Raw genomic sequence first — 13,345 nt, 5'->3', positions numbered from 1 at the left:
GATCGAGACGTCGGCCTCGGTGCAGTGGGTGGCGACGCGACAGATCTGGCCACCGTTGTCCTGGGCGGCCCGGATGTCGTCCTTGGTGCCGAGTCCGGGCAGCATCAGGAAGGCGATCTTGGCACGCTTGGCGGTCTCGGCGGCGATCTTGATGAGCTCTTGCTCAGGGGTGCGCGAGAAGCCGTAGTTGAACGACGAGCCGCCGAGGCCGTCACCGTGGGTCACCTCGATCACCGGCACCCCGGAGTTGTCGAGCGCCTCGACGATGTCGTGCACCTCGGTGGCGGTGAACTGGTGGCGCTTGTGGTGCGACCCGTCGCGCAGGCAGGTGTCGGTGAGCCGCAGGTCGAGGTCGCCCCACGGCTCGGTGCCGTGGGTGCCGGACCAGGTGCGGGACAGGACGTTGAGGTCGGTCGAGTCGGTCACGAGAGGGCTCCCAGCTTGGCGCGTGCGATGTTGTCGCCGACGCGTGCGGCGGCGGCGGTCATGATGTCGAGGTTGCCGGCGTACGGCGGCAGGAAGTCGCCCGCGCCCTCGACCTCGACGAAGATCGAGACCTTCGTCTGGCCCTGCGTGGCGGCCGACGGCTCGTCGATCTGCGGCTCCTGGAGGAGCCGGTAGCCCGGGACGTACTCCTGGACGGCCTTCTCCATCTCGAACACTGAGGCGATGATCGCGTCACGGTCGGCGTCCGGGGAGACCGCGCAGTAGATCGTGTCGCGCATGATCATGGGCGGCTCGGCCGGGTTGAGGATGATGATCGCCTTGCCGCGCGCGGCTCCGCCGATGGAGACGACGCCCGCCGACGTGGTGCTGGTGAACTCGTCGATGTTGGCGCGCGTGCCGGGTCCGGCCGACATCGACGAGACCGAGGCGACGATCTCGGCGTACGAGACTCCCCCGGCGTCGACCACTGCGCGGGAGACCGCAGCGACCATCGGGATGGTCGCCTGGCCACCGCAGGTGATCATGTTGACGTTCATCGCTCCCACGTGGGTCTCGCCGTTCACCGGCGGGATGACGGCGGGTCCGACGGCGGCCGGGGTCAGGTCGACCGCGACGATGCCGGCCTCCTCGTAGCGCGGGGCGTACTCACGGTGCACGTAGGCCGAGGTGGCCTCGAAGATGAGGTCCGGCAGGACGTCCTGCTTGAGCAGCCAGTCGACCCCCTCGTGCGAGGCCTCGAGCCCCTTGCCGGTGGCGAGCTTGAGCCCCTCCGAGGCCGGGTCCACCCCGATCATCCAGCGCGGCTCGATCACCTGGCTGCGCAGCAGCTTGTACATGAGGTCGGTCCCGATGTTGCCGGGACCGACGATGGCGGCGGTGAGCTTCCTCTGCTCGGACACTCTTCTACTCCTCGAACTCAACGCTCAGCGGGGCGAACCCGCTGATCGACGCCACCACCCGGTCACCCGGGACGAACGGCACGAACGGGCCCAGGGCCCCGGACAGAATCAGGTGGCCGGCCCGCAACGGATCCCCGAAGCGGGCGGCTTGGACGGCGAGCCAGCGCAGCGCCTCGAGCGGGTCGCCCAGGCAGGCAGCGCCCGTGCCGGCCGAGCGCTCCTCGCCGTTGATGGTCAGCGACATCACGACGTCGACGGGCTCGACCTCGGCCAGGCTGCGCGCGTCGGCGGTCCCGACGACGAAGAGGCCGCTGGAGGCGTTGTCGGCGACTGTGTCGGTGAAGCCGATGTCCCACGACGCGATGCGGGAGTCGACGATCTCGAGGGCGGGGAGCGCGGAGGCGACCGAGGCGCGCACGTAGTCGAGGGTGATCTCCTCCTCCGGCACGTCGACGTCGCGGCCCATCACGAAGGCGACCTCGGCCTCGACGCGCGGCTGGACGAGGGTGCGCATCGAGATCGATGCGGCGCCCGGCGCGGCGCCGCTGCTGACGTCCATGTCGCTGAGGAGGTAGCCGAAGTCGGGCTGGTCGACGCCGAGCTGGTCCTGGACCGCCTTGGACGTCGCGCCGATCTTGCGGCCGACGACCGTCGCCCCGCCGGCCAGGCGGCGTTGCACCAACCCCTGCTGCACGGCGTACGCCGCGGGGAGGTCGTCGGTGCCGATGAGGTCGCGGACCGCCGCGCACGGCACCCGCGACTCCTGGGCGTCGGCCAGCCGGTCGACGGCGGCCTGGATGGCGTCCTGTGAGGTCACCGCGCCATACTAGAACCTGTTACAGTTTTGCGCCATGAGCACCCCTGTCCCCAGCACCGCCGGCGCCCTCCCCCTCGGGCTTCCCCTCGAGGTCGACGTCGTCGTCGTCGGAGCCGGCGGCGCCGGCATGAGCGCGGCCCTGGCAGCCACCAAGCAAGGCCTCGACACGATCCTGGTCGAGAAGAGCGGCCACTTCGGTGGCTCGACCGCGCGCAGCGGCGGTGGCGTGTGGATGCCCGGCAACTACGCGCTGCAGGCCGCCGGCCAGGCCGACCCGATCTCGGAGTCCAAGCGCTACCTCGACGCGATCGTCGGCGACGTCGTGCCGAAGGAGCGTCGCGACACCTACCTCGACCGCGGCCCCGAGGTGCTCGACTTCATCAAGGAGCACACCCCGCTGCGCTTCACGTGGGTGCCGGACTACGCCGACTACCACCCCGAGGCTCCCGGCGGACGCGTCAAGGGCCGCAGCTGCGAGCCGATCCCGATGGACGCCAGCTTCCTCGGCGACGAGCTGGACCGGCTCCACCCGCAGTACACCAAGGCCCCCGCCAACATGATCGTCACGCAGGCGATGTTCCGGAAGATCAGCCTCGGCCTGCGCACCCTGGGTGGTCCGATCACGATGCTGAAGGTCGTCCTCGCCCGTGCCTGGGCCGGGCTGCGCGGCCGACGCATGTATGCGATGGGCAACGCGATCGCCATCGGTCTGCGCAAGGGCCTCATCGACGCCGACGTGCCACTGCACTACGACACCGAGCTGGTCGACCTGGTCGTGGAGGACGGTCGGGTCGTCGGTGTGCGGGTCAAGCAGGGCGAGACCGAGCACGTCGTCCGGGCTCGTCGCGGCGTCATCCTCGGCAGCGGTGGGTTCGAGAAGAACCTCGCGCTCCGCGAGCAGTACCAACCCCAGCCGACCTCGACCGACTGGACCACCGGCTCGCAGTTCAACACCGGCGGCGGCCTCGTGGCCGGGATGGCGGCCGGGGCCGCCACCGACCTGCTCGACGACTCCTGGTGGGGCCCGACGATCCCGCTACCGAGCGGGCCGTGGTTCTGCCTGGCCGAGCGCAACCTGCCCGGCTCGATCATCGTCAACCAGGCCGGCGAGCGCTACATGAACGAGGCGCTCCCCTACGTCGAGGCCGTGCACGAGATGTATGCCGGTGAGGCCACCGGCGTCGGGCACGTGCCGAGCTGGATGATCATCGACCAGCGCTACCGCAACCGCTACCTCTTCGCCGGGCTCTTCCCGCGCCAGCCCTTCCCGGGCCGCTGGTACAAGATGGGCACCGTCAAGAAGGCCTCGAGCATCGCCGCCCTGGCCGCCGAGATCGACGTCCCCGCCGAGGCGCTGAGCGCCACGCTCGAGCGCTTCAACGGCTTCGCCGCCTCCGGTGACGACGCCGACTTCCACCGCGGGGTCTCGGCCTACGACAAGTACTACTCCGACCCGACCGTGAAGCCGAACCCGTCGCTGCACGTAATCGACGAGGCGCCCTTCTACGCCGTCAAGATCGTGCCGGGCGACCTCGGCACCAAGGGCGGCCTGGTCACCGACACCCGCGCTCGGGTCCTGCGCCCCGACGGGTCGGTCATCGCGGGTCTCTACGCCGCGGGCAACGTCTCCTCGGCCGTGATGGGACGCACCTACGCCGGCCCCGGCGCCACCATCGGCCCCGCCCTCGCGTTCGGCTACCTGGCCGCCGAGGACATCGCCCAAGCGGTGGCCACGACTCGCACCGAAAAGGAAACCGCCTGATGCCCATCGACCCGTCCGTCGCGATCGGCGCCGACCTCGGCGCGCGCACCTTCTCCTGGACCGAGAGCGACGTCCTGCTCTACCACCTGGGCATCGGCGCCGGCACCCGTGACGGCGACAACGTGTCGTCGCAGGCGCTGGCCTACACCTACGACGGCCCCGGGCTGCAGGTTTTGCCGTCCTTCGGCGTCGTGGCACCGACGTTCCACGAGACCGACCCGCCGCCACTCGACCTGCCGGGCTGCGACATCAACCTGGCGCAGGTCGTGCACGGCGCCCAGTCGATCACCGTCCACGCACCGCTGCCCACCTCGGGCACGGCGACGATCCGCACCTCGATCACCGACATCTGGGACAAGGGCAAGGCGGCGGTGATCTGGCAGGAGGGCGTCGCGACCGCGGGCACCGACGGCACCGGCGAGGAGCTGTGGACCGTGCGCTCCTCGATCTTCGTCAAGGGCGAGGGTGGCTGGGGTGGCGACCGTGGGTCGTCGCAGGCCGTCGACCTGCCCGACCGTGAGCCGGACGCCGTCACGTCGTACGCCGTGACCCCGCAGCAGGCGCTGCTCTACCGGCTGTGCGGCGACCGCAACCCGCTGCATGCCGACCCCGACTTCGCGAAGGCTGCCGGCTTCCCGGCGCCGATCCTGCACGGGTTGTGCTCCTACGGCATCGTGCTGCGCGAGCTCACCGACGCGCTGCTCGACGGCGACGCGTCGAAGGTCTTCGGCTTCGGCGGACGCTTCTCCGGGGTCGTCTTCCCCGGCGAGACGATCGGCGTGCGCGGCTGGCGAGAGGACGGCCGCATCGTGGCCTCGGCCGCGATCGTCGGTGGCCCCCGCGACGGCTCCCCCGTGCTGGCCGACGTGGTGCTCGACCTCGCCTGAACGTGGACCCGGGTCTCCACTAGGTTGGCGCGCGTGACGATCCTGGGCACCCCGCTGAGTGCGACCTCCACCCGCGTCCTGCTGCTCGGCTCCGGCGAGCTGGGCAAGGAGCTCGTGATCGAGCTCCAGCGACTCGGGGTGGAGACGATCGCCGTCGACCGGTACGCCGACGCCCCGGCGATGCAGGTCGCCCACCGCAGCCACGTCATCGACATGCTCGATGCGGCCGAGGTGCGCCGGGTCATCGAGCTCGAGCAGCCGCAGTGGGTCGTGCCGGAGATCGAGGCCATCCACACGCCGACCCTCCGCGAGCTCGAGGCCGAGGGCGTCACGATCATCCCCACCGCACGGGCTGCCTGGCTGACCATGGACCGCGAGGGCATCCGACGCCTCGTGGCCGAGGAGCTGTCGGTGACCACGTCGCCGTACCGCTTTGCCGACACCGCCGAGGAGTTCGCCGACGCCGTCGAGGCGATCGGGATCCCGTGCGTCGTCAAGCCGGTCATGTCGTCGTCGGGCAAGGGCCAGTCGGTGGTGCGCTCCCCTGGTGACGTCTCGACCTCGTGGGACTACGCCCAGTCGGGCGGCCGCGCCGGGCAGGGCCGGGTGATCGTCGAGGGCTTCGTGCCGTTCGACTACGAGATCACCCTGCTCACCATCAAGCACGCCTCGGTGGAGGCTCCTGACGACCCGTCGCGCGACGCGATCTCGTTCTGCGCGCCGATCGGCCACGTGCAGGTCGACGGCGACTACCGCGAGTCGTGGCAGCCACAGCCGATGGAGGCAGGCGTCCTCGCCGCGGCCGAGCAGATGGCCGAGACGGTCGTGCGCGAGCTGTGCGGGACGACGGGCCGCGGGCTGTTCGGCGTCGAGCTGTTCGTGCGCGGTGACGACGTCATCTTCTCCGAGCTCTCCCCGCGCCCCCACGACACCGGCCTGGTCACCCTCGTCTCCCAGGACCTCTCGGAGTTCGCGCTGCACGCGCGCGCCATCCTCGGTCTGCCGATCCCGAACGTCCGGGCCCGCGGTGCCGCGGCCTCGTGCGCCGTCCTCGTCGAGGGCGAGCAGGTCGCTCCGAGGTTCGCCGGGGTCGAGCGGGCGCTGGCCGTTGCCGACACCCAGGTGCGGGTCTTCGGCAAGCCCGAGGTCGGGGGTCGTCGTCGGATGGCGGTCACGCTGGCGCTGGGCGAGGACGTCGAGGCGGCCCGCGCGACCGCCCGCGAGTCCGCGGCGCACATCTCCGTCGTGGAATAGCGGGTCTCTGGAGCAGGTTCAGTGGGTGATCAGGGCTGATCCGCAGACCCTGGCCACGACGGAAGGACTCCGATGCCTACTCGCACCGCACGCACCGCTTGGAACGGCACCCTGCAGGACGGCTCCGGTCAGGTCGAGCTCAGCAGCTCGAAGGTCGGCACCTACGACGTCTCCTTCCCCAAGCGCGCGGCCGAGGACGCCAACGGCACGACGAGCCCCGAAGAGCTCATCGCCGCGGCGCACTCCTCCTGCTACGCCATGCAGCTCTCCGCCGTCATCGCCGAGGCTGGCGGCACGCCGCAGGCCCTCGACGTCACGGTCGAGGTCTCCCTGGGCGAGGACCCCGCCGGCGGGTTCCGCCTCACCGGCATCAAGATCACCGTGCGCGGCGAGGTCGACGGCCTCGACGAGGCCGGCTTCCTCGAGGCCGCCGAGAGCGCCAAGGCCGGCTGCCCGGTCAGCAAGGCCCTCACCGGTGTCGAGATCACCCTCGACGCCGCGCTGGAGAGCTGAGCCACTCGCTCAGCCCATGGCTGGGCGGGGCTTGCGTGCGAGCACGTAGAGCCGCTCCTGCCGCTCACCGCGGGTCGTCACCGGCCCGCGGTGATACCACTCGACGTCCACCAGGCCCGCCTGCTCGACCAGCGCCACGACCTCAGCGGGCTGGTGCAGCACGAAGTCGAGCGAGATCTCGTGGTCGAACCACGTGCCAGGGCTGAGCACCTCGGTCCCGGCATGCATCGCGAGCAGCAACGTCCCGCCGGGCGCCAGCGGCCTGACCAGCGCCTCGATCGCGCTGGGCAGCTCGGAGGGCGCGAAGTGGATCAGCGAGTACCAGGCGAGCACCGCGCCCCAGCCCTCGGCGTTGGTGGGGCGCATCAGCCGGCGCAGGTCTCCCACCTCGTAGCGGCCGTCGCGATAGCGGTTGAGCGCCTGGTCGATCATCTCCGGCGACAGGTCGATCCCGTGGGCATCGGCCCCCTGCGCGGCAAGGTGCGCCGTGACGTGGCCAGGTCCGCAACCCACCTCGACCACCGGGCCTGGGCCGGCAGCGACGCGGTCGAGGAGCATCCGCTCGAAGGGCATCTCGGCGAGCTCGTCGACGAAGTTCTGCGCGTACGACGCAGCGACGGCGTCGTACGACGTGCGCACGGCGGTGTCGCGAGCCTCGGCGCCGTGGGCGATCACGGTCTCGCGGTCCGGCGCCTGGGCGCTGGAGGGTGTCGAGCCGCTGTCGTCGTCGGCGGGGCCGAGCAGGTGAATCCACCGGTGGTCCTGCTCGCGCGGACGCTTGGGCTGCTGCTGCACCAGCGGCGGCTCGGCGGCCGCCATCCTCGTCAGGCAGGCCTCGACCTCAGTGCGGTCGGCAAACGGGTGCAGCCGCTCGGTGCGGGTCTTGAGGGCGCCGGGCGCCTGCGCGCCACGCAGCAGCAGGACCGTCAGGAGCGCGCGCTCGTCGGGTGCCCAGCCGTGGCGAGCGGCGACGGTCTGGACGTACTTGAGCGTGCGCCGTCCGGAGTCCTGCCACGTCACCGCGACGAGGTCCTGCTCCTTGAGCGCGCGCAGCACCCGGTGGACCGTGGCCTCGTCGTACTCGGTGACCGGCTCGCGGCTGCTCGACTGGTTGCACGCCGTGATGACTGTGTTGACCGACATCGGATAGCTCGCCGGCACAGTCACCTCCTTCTCCAGGAGGGCGCCGAGGACCCGCTGCTCCTCGGCACTCAGGTCGGGGCCGGTCACCCGCGAGCCCCACCGACGCCGAGCAGGGCGGCCAGCCCGAGGGCGCTGCGAGGCGAGTACGCCGCGCGCCACAGCCCGCCGTGCGCCGCGGCGTACGCCTCGTCCTGCCACGAGTGCTCGTGGTGGGGTCCCCCACCGGTGTGGAGGTCGTGGACGAGCAACGCGGCCATCAGCACGTTGGAGGTCGAGGGGTCGAAGACCTCGACGCCGAAGCGGTGCGCCCCGGCGTACGCCGCAGCGAGGGCGCGGTTCTTGACCACCGAGCGGGTGCGCGTCGGGGGCGCGACGTTGAGCGAGACCAGGCGCCCATCGTGGCGAGCATTCGTGGCGCGCCAGCGCTGGAGCCGCTTGGCAAGGGCGTAGTTGGGTCCCTGCTGAGGCACGAGCGAGTCGTTGATGCCCGGGTCGGCGGGGCCGGCGTACGGCCGCTGGAGCAGCCGTCCGCCCGAGACCGTGCGCAGCGGGCGACCGAACCCCTTGCTGAACCGCCCTCGCCCGGCGTACGCGGCCAGTGCCTGGTCGACAGCCTCACCGGGCACGGCGAAGACGTCGGTGGGCGTTGCGAGGAAAGCAAGCGCGGTGTCGTCGCGCGTCTCGAGCAGGCGCCGACTGAGCTCGTCGACGGCCATGGAGACGCGCACGTTGGTGGCGCCGTCGGCGTACACGTAGTTGCCCAAGACCAGCGTGCCCGGCTGCTCGCCGAGCCAGTCGGCAAGAGTCGGCACGTCGGCGAGCAGGTCCGCGCCGGGGCGTCCTTCGAGGGCCGGCGCGACGACGGTGCCCGCTCCGACTGCGACGGTGTCGCTGACCCGCTCCCAGATGTCGTCGCGCGGCAGGTCGACTGCCGCCACCCGCGCACCCCAGCGGCTCAGGGCCTGGAGCGGACCCATCTCTGACCCGGCGCCGATCACCGCGACGGTGCGGCCCTCGAGGCGCAGCCAGTCGGGGTTGTCGAGCACAAGGTCGATGGCCTCGGCAAGGCTGGGCTCGACGACGCCGGCCTGCGCCCACGCCTCGACCCGACGTCGTACGTCGTCGCCGCGAAGCCGCTCGCCGCGGTAGGGCAGCACCAGCTCGCGCAGCGGCTCGGCCGAGCCGTGCAGCTCGACCTGGCCGAAGCCGGCGGTGGAGCGGGGCCACGACGTCAGCGGCTGGTCCGGCTCGCCGTCCTGGCCGGCGACGCACATCCGCGCGTGCAGCGAGTCCAGGCCGGCGCGGGCGACTGTGCCTGCATCTTCCGGGGTTCCCAGCCCGGCCTCGACGAGACGGCGGAACCACGGGAGGTACTGCGTGCGCCACGTGGTCTCGCGCTCAGCGGCACGCGAGCCGACAGGGTCGACGGGGCACAACGCGTCGGCGACCACCCCGCGACCGGTCGACGTCGTGCTGCGCCGTCCCTCGGCGTCGGTGGGGTCGATCGGAAACACGAGTCCGTGGGGAGCGGCAGCCATGCGCCTCACCCTGCCCCTCCGGTGCCCAGAGGTAAACACCACAGCTCGCGTGGTCGGGAGCATTGCGCTGGTGGCCCTAGAATCTGTAGGTGCCCGAGGTCTCCGTCATCGCCTACTTCGCGGACGACCCGACCCGCACCTATCAACTCGTGCAGTGGCTCGACGTCCTCGAGATCCTGCATGCCCAGCACCCGGTGGGCATCGTGGTGCGCGACCCTGCCTCGGCCGAGGTGCTCGAGAGCCGGACGACGCTGCCGGTGCTGACCGCGCCGACGCTGACCGACCTGACCGAGCTCTACGACCGGCTCGACGCCGGGGTCGTCCTCTACTGCAACAACTCGGCTCTCAACTTCCAGTCGCTGATCGACAACCGCCGTCTCCACGTGCACATCAACCACGGGGAGAGCGACAAGCAGAGCATGGCGAGCAACAACGCCAAGGCCTACGACCGCGTGCTCGTCGCGGGTGAGGCAGCGGTGCAGCGCCACCTGGCTGCGCTGATGGAGTTCGACGACAGTCGCCTGGTGCGGGTCGGCCGTCCGCAGCTCGACCTGCGCCCGCCGTCGCTGCTCGCAGCCAGCGAGCGGCGCACCGTGCTCTACGCCCCCACGTGGGAGGGCGACGCCGACTACAACGACTACACGTCGGTGACCACGCTCGGGGTCGCGATCGTGCGGGCGGCCCTGGCCGTGCCCGACGTACGCCTGGCCTACAAGCCGCACCCGAAGGTCGTCACGAGCCAGACCCCTGCGGTGAGGGCGGCCCACCTCGCGATCCTCGACCTGGTCGCCTCCGCTGCTGCGGCCGAGCCCGAGGCGGGGCACGAGAGCGTGACCCACGGCGACATCCTGGCGGTGATCCCCGACTGCGACGCCATGATCACCGACGTCTCCTCGGTCGGGCTCGACTGGCTCTATCTGCGCAACGAGAAGCCGATCTTCCTCACCGACCCGCAGGGCGATGCCGAGCGGCTGCGCGAGGACGTGCCGGTCAGTCGCTGCGCGGACGTGATCAGCCCCGACGCCTTCGATCGTGCCGGCGCGCTGACGCAGCTCATCGCCTCTCGCCTCGAGATCGACGAGCACCAGCTGGCGCGCGTGGCCATGCGCCACCACTACTTCGACGACCTGCGCGTCGGTGAGAGCACGGTGCGATTCCTCGACACCGTCTCGGAGCTGGTGTCGCTGCGTGATCGTCTGCTCGGCGTCGAGCCGTCGGACGACGGCGCGGCCATCACCGCCTGAAACTTCTGCCCTGGGCGGTCTAGGTCCGTACAGGCCGGTGCTTGGCAGTGCTTCTGCGCGAGCCCGATCGCGAGGCGTTGGGTCTTGGTGTGGAAACGGTTCTTACGACCCAGGTCGAGGACCTGTGAGGTGCCGTTGAGGACTGCGGGGATGATCCCGGCCTCGCACGCCAACCTCCGCGCGGTGCCGGCGGTGATCATGGTGCCGGTGTCGAGGGCTGCTGCCTTGATGCCACCCAACAGCGTGGCGAGCTCGACAGTCACGACCACGGTCGCACTCGTGCCGCCGGCATCAGGGACCTGGTCGATCGGGTGGCGCTCGATGAACTCGCAGAACGCCTCACCGGCCCGCTCCGGCGATGGGCGCTGGTAGTCATAGGCCCCGCCCTGGGAGCGGACATGCTTAGGCGCGGCAAAGCCGTGAAGGGCCTTCTTGAGCATGTCGGCGTACAGGTCGGGGATCGTGAACCGGCCGGTGTGGGTGCCGTCGCCGTTGGTGCCCATCGAGAACCGCGTCTTGGTAGCGGCCCGCTTCTCCTCTTCCTCCAACAACTTGGCCTCGTGGGCCTCGGCTGCTTCGGGGTCGATGACCGCCAACACCCGGCGTCCCAGGGTCTTCAGGTCTTTCGCGTCGTGCTCGGCGGCCAACGCGAGCAAGTGCTTCTCGCACTGCTGACGCACCCAGGTCTGCTCGGGCAACGCCTCGACAGCATCGACGATCACCCCGGCCTGGTCGGGCAGGACCTCACCACGCGCCACCGAAAACCTGGTCGCCTCCCACGCGGCAAGCTTGCCCGCGAGCTTGGTAGCCGCGAACGCATCACGCTTCACCGTCCGCGTGGTGCCGGCCAACCACGCCGCCGTGCTGGTGGCCTGCACCTCGGTCGACGTCGCCCCCGTCGACTCACCGTGCACCAGCAACCGGGCCTGGAGCTCGGCGACCTGCGCTGCCAACGCCGTGACCTCCACCAGCAGATCACGCGTCTCGGCCCCACCCAGCGACCACGTCTGAGCCTCCACGATGCCGGCGAAACCAGCACGCGCAGCACCCACCACAGCACCGATCGGGTGACCCGATCCCGCATGAGTAGTGGTGTCCGCCATGAGTCCACTCAAGCACCCACCACCGACACTCCGACCCCGAAAACCGGGTTCTCCACAGGACGCCGGGCCCGCTCCGCAGTTCCCGCCGACGGCGACCGAACCGGCAGATCGCTACCCCTGAGTCGCATCTAGGTGAATACTCAAGAACGCGGAGTCGAGCGGCCTATGACGGGATGCGTGATGTCGATGCCCAGCGGCCTGGTTGCCGACCCCCTCGTGATGCCCGCCGAGGTGGACGCTGACGTGCAGCAGATGGCCGTGGCGGCTGCTGCAGCGATCCCCCGCCGCACCGCGACGAATCTGCTGGTCGCGACATGGAACCTGCGCGCCTTCGGCGGCCTGACCGAGAAGTGGGACGCCGACGCAGACGACTCACCCAAGCGCGACTGGCACGCGGTCGCCTGCATCGCCGAGGTCGTGGCGTGCTTCGACGTGGTCGCGGTGCAGGAAGTCCGGCGCAACGTCAGTGCCTTGCGGTTCCTGCTCGAGCGGCTCGGGAGCGACTGGCGGCTGCTGACGTCCGACGTCACCGAGGGCGATGCCGGCAACGGCGAGCGGCTCACGTTCCTCTACCGCGCCGACCGAGTGCAACCGTCGGGCTTGGTCGGCGAGATCGTGCTGCCGCCCACCGTCACCGGTCAGCCGGCTGAGCAGTTCGCGCGCACGCCCTACGCGGCTTCCTTCACCCGCTGCGGGGTCGACTTCATCCTGGCGACGGTCCACGTGATCTGGGGCAAGCACCCCACCGACCGGCTCCCGGAGATCACCGAGATCGCCCAGTGGATGCGTGCCTGGACCGACCGGACCGACGACTGGAACAACAACCTGCTGCTGCTCGGCGACTTCAACCTCGACCGGCTCGACGACCCGCTCTACCAAGCCTTCGTCTCCACCGGCCTGTTCCCACCCGCCGAGATGAACGACGCGCCACGCACGATCTTCGACCATGCCGATGCCACGCGCTTCTACGACCAGATCGCCTGGTTCTCCACCCCGACCGGGGACTCCCTGCTGCACTCGATGACCTACACCCACCACGGCGGCTCGTTCGACTTCGTGCCGCACGCCTTCCCCGACCTGACCAAGAACCAGCTGTCCTGGCGGATCTCGGACCACTACCCCCTGTGGCTCGAGTTCGAGATCGAGCCGCCGAATTCGGCATCAGCCTGAATCGCGCGCGACCTTGCTCCCCCGCCACGTCGAGGACGTGCGAATGTGGAGCCATGACCGAACGCAACGTCCTGGGCGGCGAGCTGGAACCCTGCGGCACCGAGCCGATGACCGGATTCTTCCGCGACGGCTGCTGCGCCACCGGACCGGAGGACCGTGGCAGCCACACGATCTGCGCGGTGGTGACCGACGTCTTCCTCGCTCACCAGAGCGCCATCGGCAACGACCTCAGCACCCCGCTGCCGATGTACGACTTCCCCGGGCTCGTGCCCGGCGACCGCTGGTGCGTCACGGCCCACAACTGGGCACGCGCACACCAGGACGGCGCCGCGGCGCACGTCGTACTCGCCTCGACCAATGAGGCGGTGCTGCAGATCGTGCCGCTCGACGTGCTGCGCGAGCACGCGGTCGACGTCCCTTCAGACCTCAGCGGCCTCGACGAGGCCTAGGAGTCACAACCAGGGCTCACAGCCCGTTGAGCACCCCGGTCATCTGCTCCTCGGTCTTGGAGCCGATCCGCTCAAAGACCAACTTCATCAGCGGCTCGGCGAGCTTGCCGATGCCCTTG

General features: G+C 70.5%; 11 protein-coding genes and 2 pseudogenes. 7 read left to right on the top strand and 6 right to left on the bottom strand.

Translation table 11 applies throughout. The features are described 5' to 3' along the window. The 3 genes and pseudogenes from VOI19_RS03740 to VOI19_RS03730 all read right to left on the bottom strand — a co-directional run. Positions 1 to 426: pseudogene (locus VOI19_RS03740) on the bottom strand (4-hydroxy-2-oxovalerate aldolase); the annotation flags it as partial. Next, positions 423 to 1,346, bottom strand: coding sequence for an acetaldehyde dehydrogenase (acetylating) (locus tag VOI19_RS03735; RefSeq protein ID WP_323791613.1), 924 nt, complete (start codon positions 1,344 to 1,346; stop codon positions 423 to 425). The pseudogene VOI19_RS03740 and the gene VOI19_RS03735, both read right to left, overlap by 4 nt. Before the next feature lie 4 nt (positions 1,347 to 1,350). Beyond that, positions 1,351 to 2,163 (bottom strand): 2-keto-4-pentenoate hydratase, encoded by an 813-nt coding sequence (locus VOI19_RS03730; protein WP_323791612.1) that lies wholly within the window; start codon positions 2,161 to 2,163, stop codon positions 1,351 to 1,353. Positions 2,164 to 2,197: 34 nt separating this feature from the next. On the opposite strand from VOI19_RS03730, the gene kstD reads away from it, so the two are divergent. The 4 genes from kstD (at position 2,198) to VOI19_RS03710 (ending at position 6,579) form a co-directional block, all read left to right on the top strand. Beyond that, the gene (gene kstD / locus VOI19_RS03725) at positions 2,198 to 3,925 is read left to right on the top strand and encodes a 3-oxosteroid 1-dehydrogenase (RefSeq protein WP_323791611.1); all 1,728 of its coding nucleotides are present in this window, start codon (positions 2,198 to 2,200) and stop codon (positions 3,923 to 3,925) included. Beyond that, entirely contained in the window at positions 3,925 to 4,812 is an 888-nt protein-coding gene (locus VOI19_RS03720) for a MaoC/PaaZ C-terminal domain-containing protein (RefSeq protein WP_323791610.1), read from the top strand. Before kstD ends, VOI19_RS03720 begins: the two co-directional genes overlap by 1 nt. Positions 4,813 to 4,845: 33 nt before the next feature. Next, positions 4,846 to 6,066 (top strand): formate-dependent phosphoribosylglycinamide formyltransferase, encoded by a 1,221-nt coding sequence (gene purT, locus VOI19_RS03715; RefSeq protein ID WP_323791609.1) that lies wholly within the window; start codon positions 4,846 to 4,848, stop codon positions 6,064 to 6,066. A 72-nt stretch (positions 6,067 to 6,138) separates the two neighbouring features. After that, positions 6,139 to 6,579: an OsmC family peroxiredoxin gene (locus VOI19_RS03710; protein ID WP_323791608.1), complete on the top strand. Its 441-nt coding sequence runs from the start codon at positions 6,139 to 6,141 to the stop codon at positions 6,577 to 6,579. 9 nt (positions 6,580 to 6,588) lie between these two features. On the opposite strand, the gene VOI19_RS03705 is transcribed toward VOI19_RS03710, so the two are convergent. Then, positions 6,589 to 7,809, bottom strand: coding sequence for a DUF480 domain-containing protein (locus VOI19_RS03705; protein ID WP_323791607.1), 1,221 nt, complete (start codon positions 7,807 to 7,809; stop codon positions 6,589 to 6,591). Further along, the gene (locus VOI19_RS03700) at positions 7,806 to 9,260 is read right to left on the bottom strand and encodes a hypothetical protein (protein WP_323791606.1); all 1,455 of its coding nucleotides are present in this window, start codon (positions 9,258 to 9,260) and stop codon (positions 7,806 to 7,808) included. The genes VOI19_RS03705 and VOI19_RS03700 overlap by 4 nt, the downstream gene beginning before the upstream one ends. Positions 9,261 to 9,679: 419 nt before the next feature. On the opposite strand from VOI19_RS03700, the pseudogene VOI19_RS03695 reads away from it, so the two are divergent. Then, positions 9,680 to 10,195: pseudogene (locus VOI19_RS03695) on the top strand (CDP-glycerol glycerophosphotransferase family protein); the annotation flags it as partial. Positions 10,196 to 10,374: 179 nt separating this feature from the next. On the opposite strand, the gene VOI19_RS03690 reads toward VOI19_RS03695, so the two are convergent. Next, complete coding sequence (locus tag VOI19_RS03690) at positions 10,375 to 11,607, bottom strand: DUF222 domain-containing protein (protein ID WP_323791605.1); 1,233 nt, start codon at positions 11,605 to 11,607, stop codon at positions 10,375 to 10,377. Positions 11,608 to 11,787: 180 nt separating this feature from the next. Here VOI19_RS03690 and VOI19_RS03685 point away from each other — a divergent pair, with 180 nt between their 5' ends. Beyond that, complete coding sequence (locus VOI19_RS03685) at positions 11,788 to 12,777, top strand: endonuclease/exonuclease/phosphatase family protein (protein ID WP_323791604.1); 990 nt, start codon at positions 11,788 to 11,790, stop codon at positions 12,775 to 12,777. A gap of 53 nt (positions 12,778 to 12,830) precedes the next feature. Then, a complete protein-coding gene (locus VOI19_RS03680; RefSeq protein ID WP_323791603.1) occupies positions 12,831 to 13,226 on the top strand; it encodes a DUF2237 domain-containing protein in 396 nt (131 codons plus the stop codon). Positions 13,227 to 13,345: the final 119 nt, after the last annotated feature.

The organism is Nocardioides sp. (assembly GCF_034670285.1).
Taxonomy (GTDB): Bacteria; Actinomycetota; Actinomycetes; order Propionibacteriales; family Nocardioidaceae; genus Nocardioides.
This window is presented reverse-complemented; position numbering and strand designations above follow the sequence as displayed.

Bases quoted from the DNA above. Each gene is read 5' to 3' on its own strand.
- kstD (WP_323791611.1), top strand. From the start codon at position 2,198: ATGAGCACCCCTGTCCCCAGCACCGCCGGCGCCCTCCCCCTCGGGCTT.
- VOI19_RS03720 (WP_323791610.1), top strand. From the start codon at position 3,925: ATGCCCATCGACCCGTCCGTCGCGATCGGCGCCGACCTCGGCGCGCGC.
- VOI19_RS03710 (WP_323791608.1), top strand. From the start codon at position 6,139: ATGCCTACTCGCACCGCACGCACCGCTTGGAACGGCACCCTGCAGGAC.
- VOI19_RS03700 (WP_323791606.1), bottom strand. From the start codon at position 9,260: ATGGCTGCCGCTCCCCACGGACTCGTGTTTCCGATCGACCCCACCGAC.
- VOI19_RS03690 (WP_323791605.1), bottom strand. From the start codon at position 11,607: ATGGCGGACACCACTACTCATGCGGGATCGGGTCACCCGATCGGTGCT.
- VOI19_RS03685 (WP_323791604.1), top strand. From the start codon at position 11,788: ATGTCGATGCCCAGCGGCCTGGTTGCCGACCCCCTCGTGATGCCCGCC.
- VOI19_RS03680 (WP_323791603.1), top strand. From the start codon at position 12,831: ATGACCGAACGCAACGTCCTGGGCGGCGAGCTGGAACCCTGCGGCACC.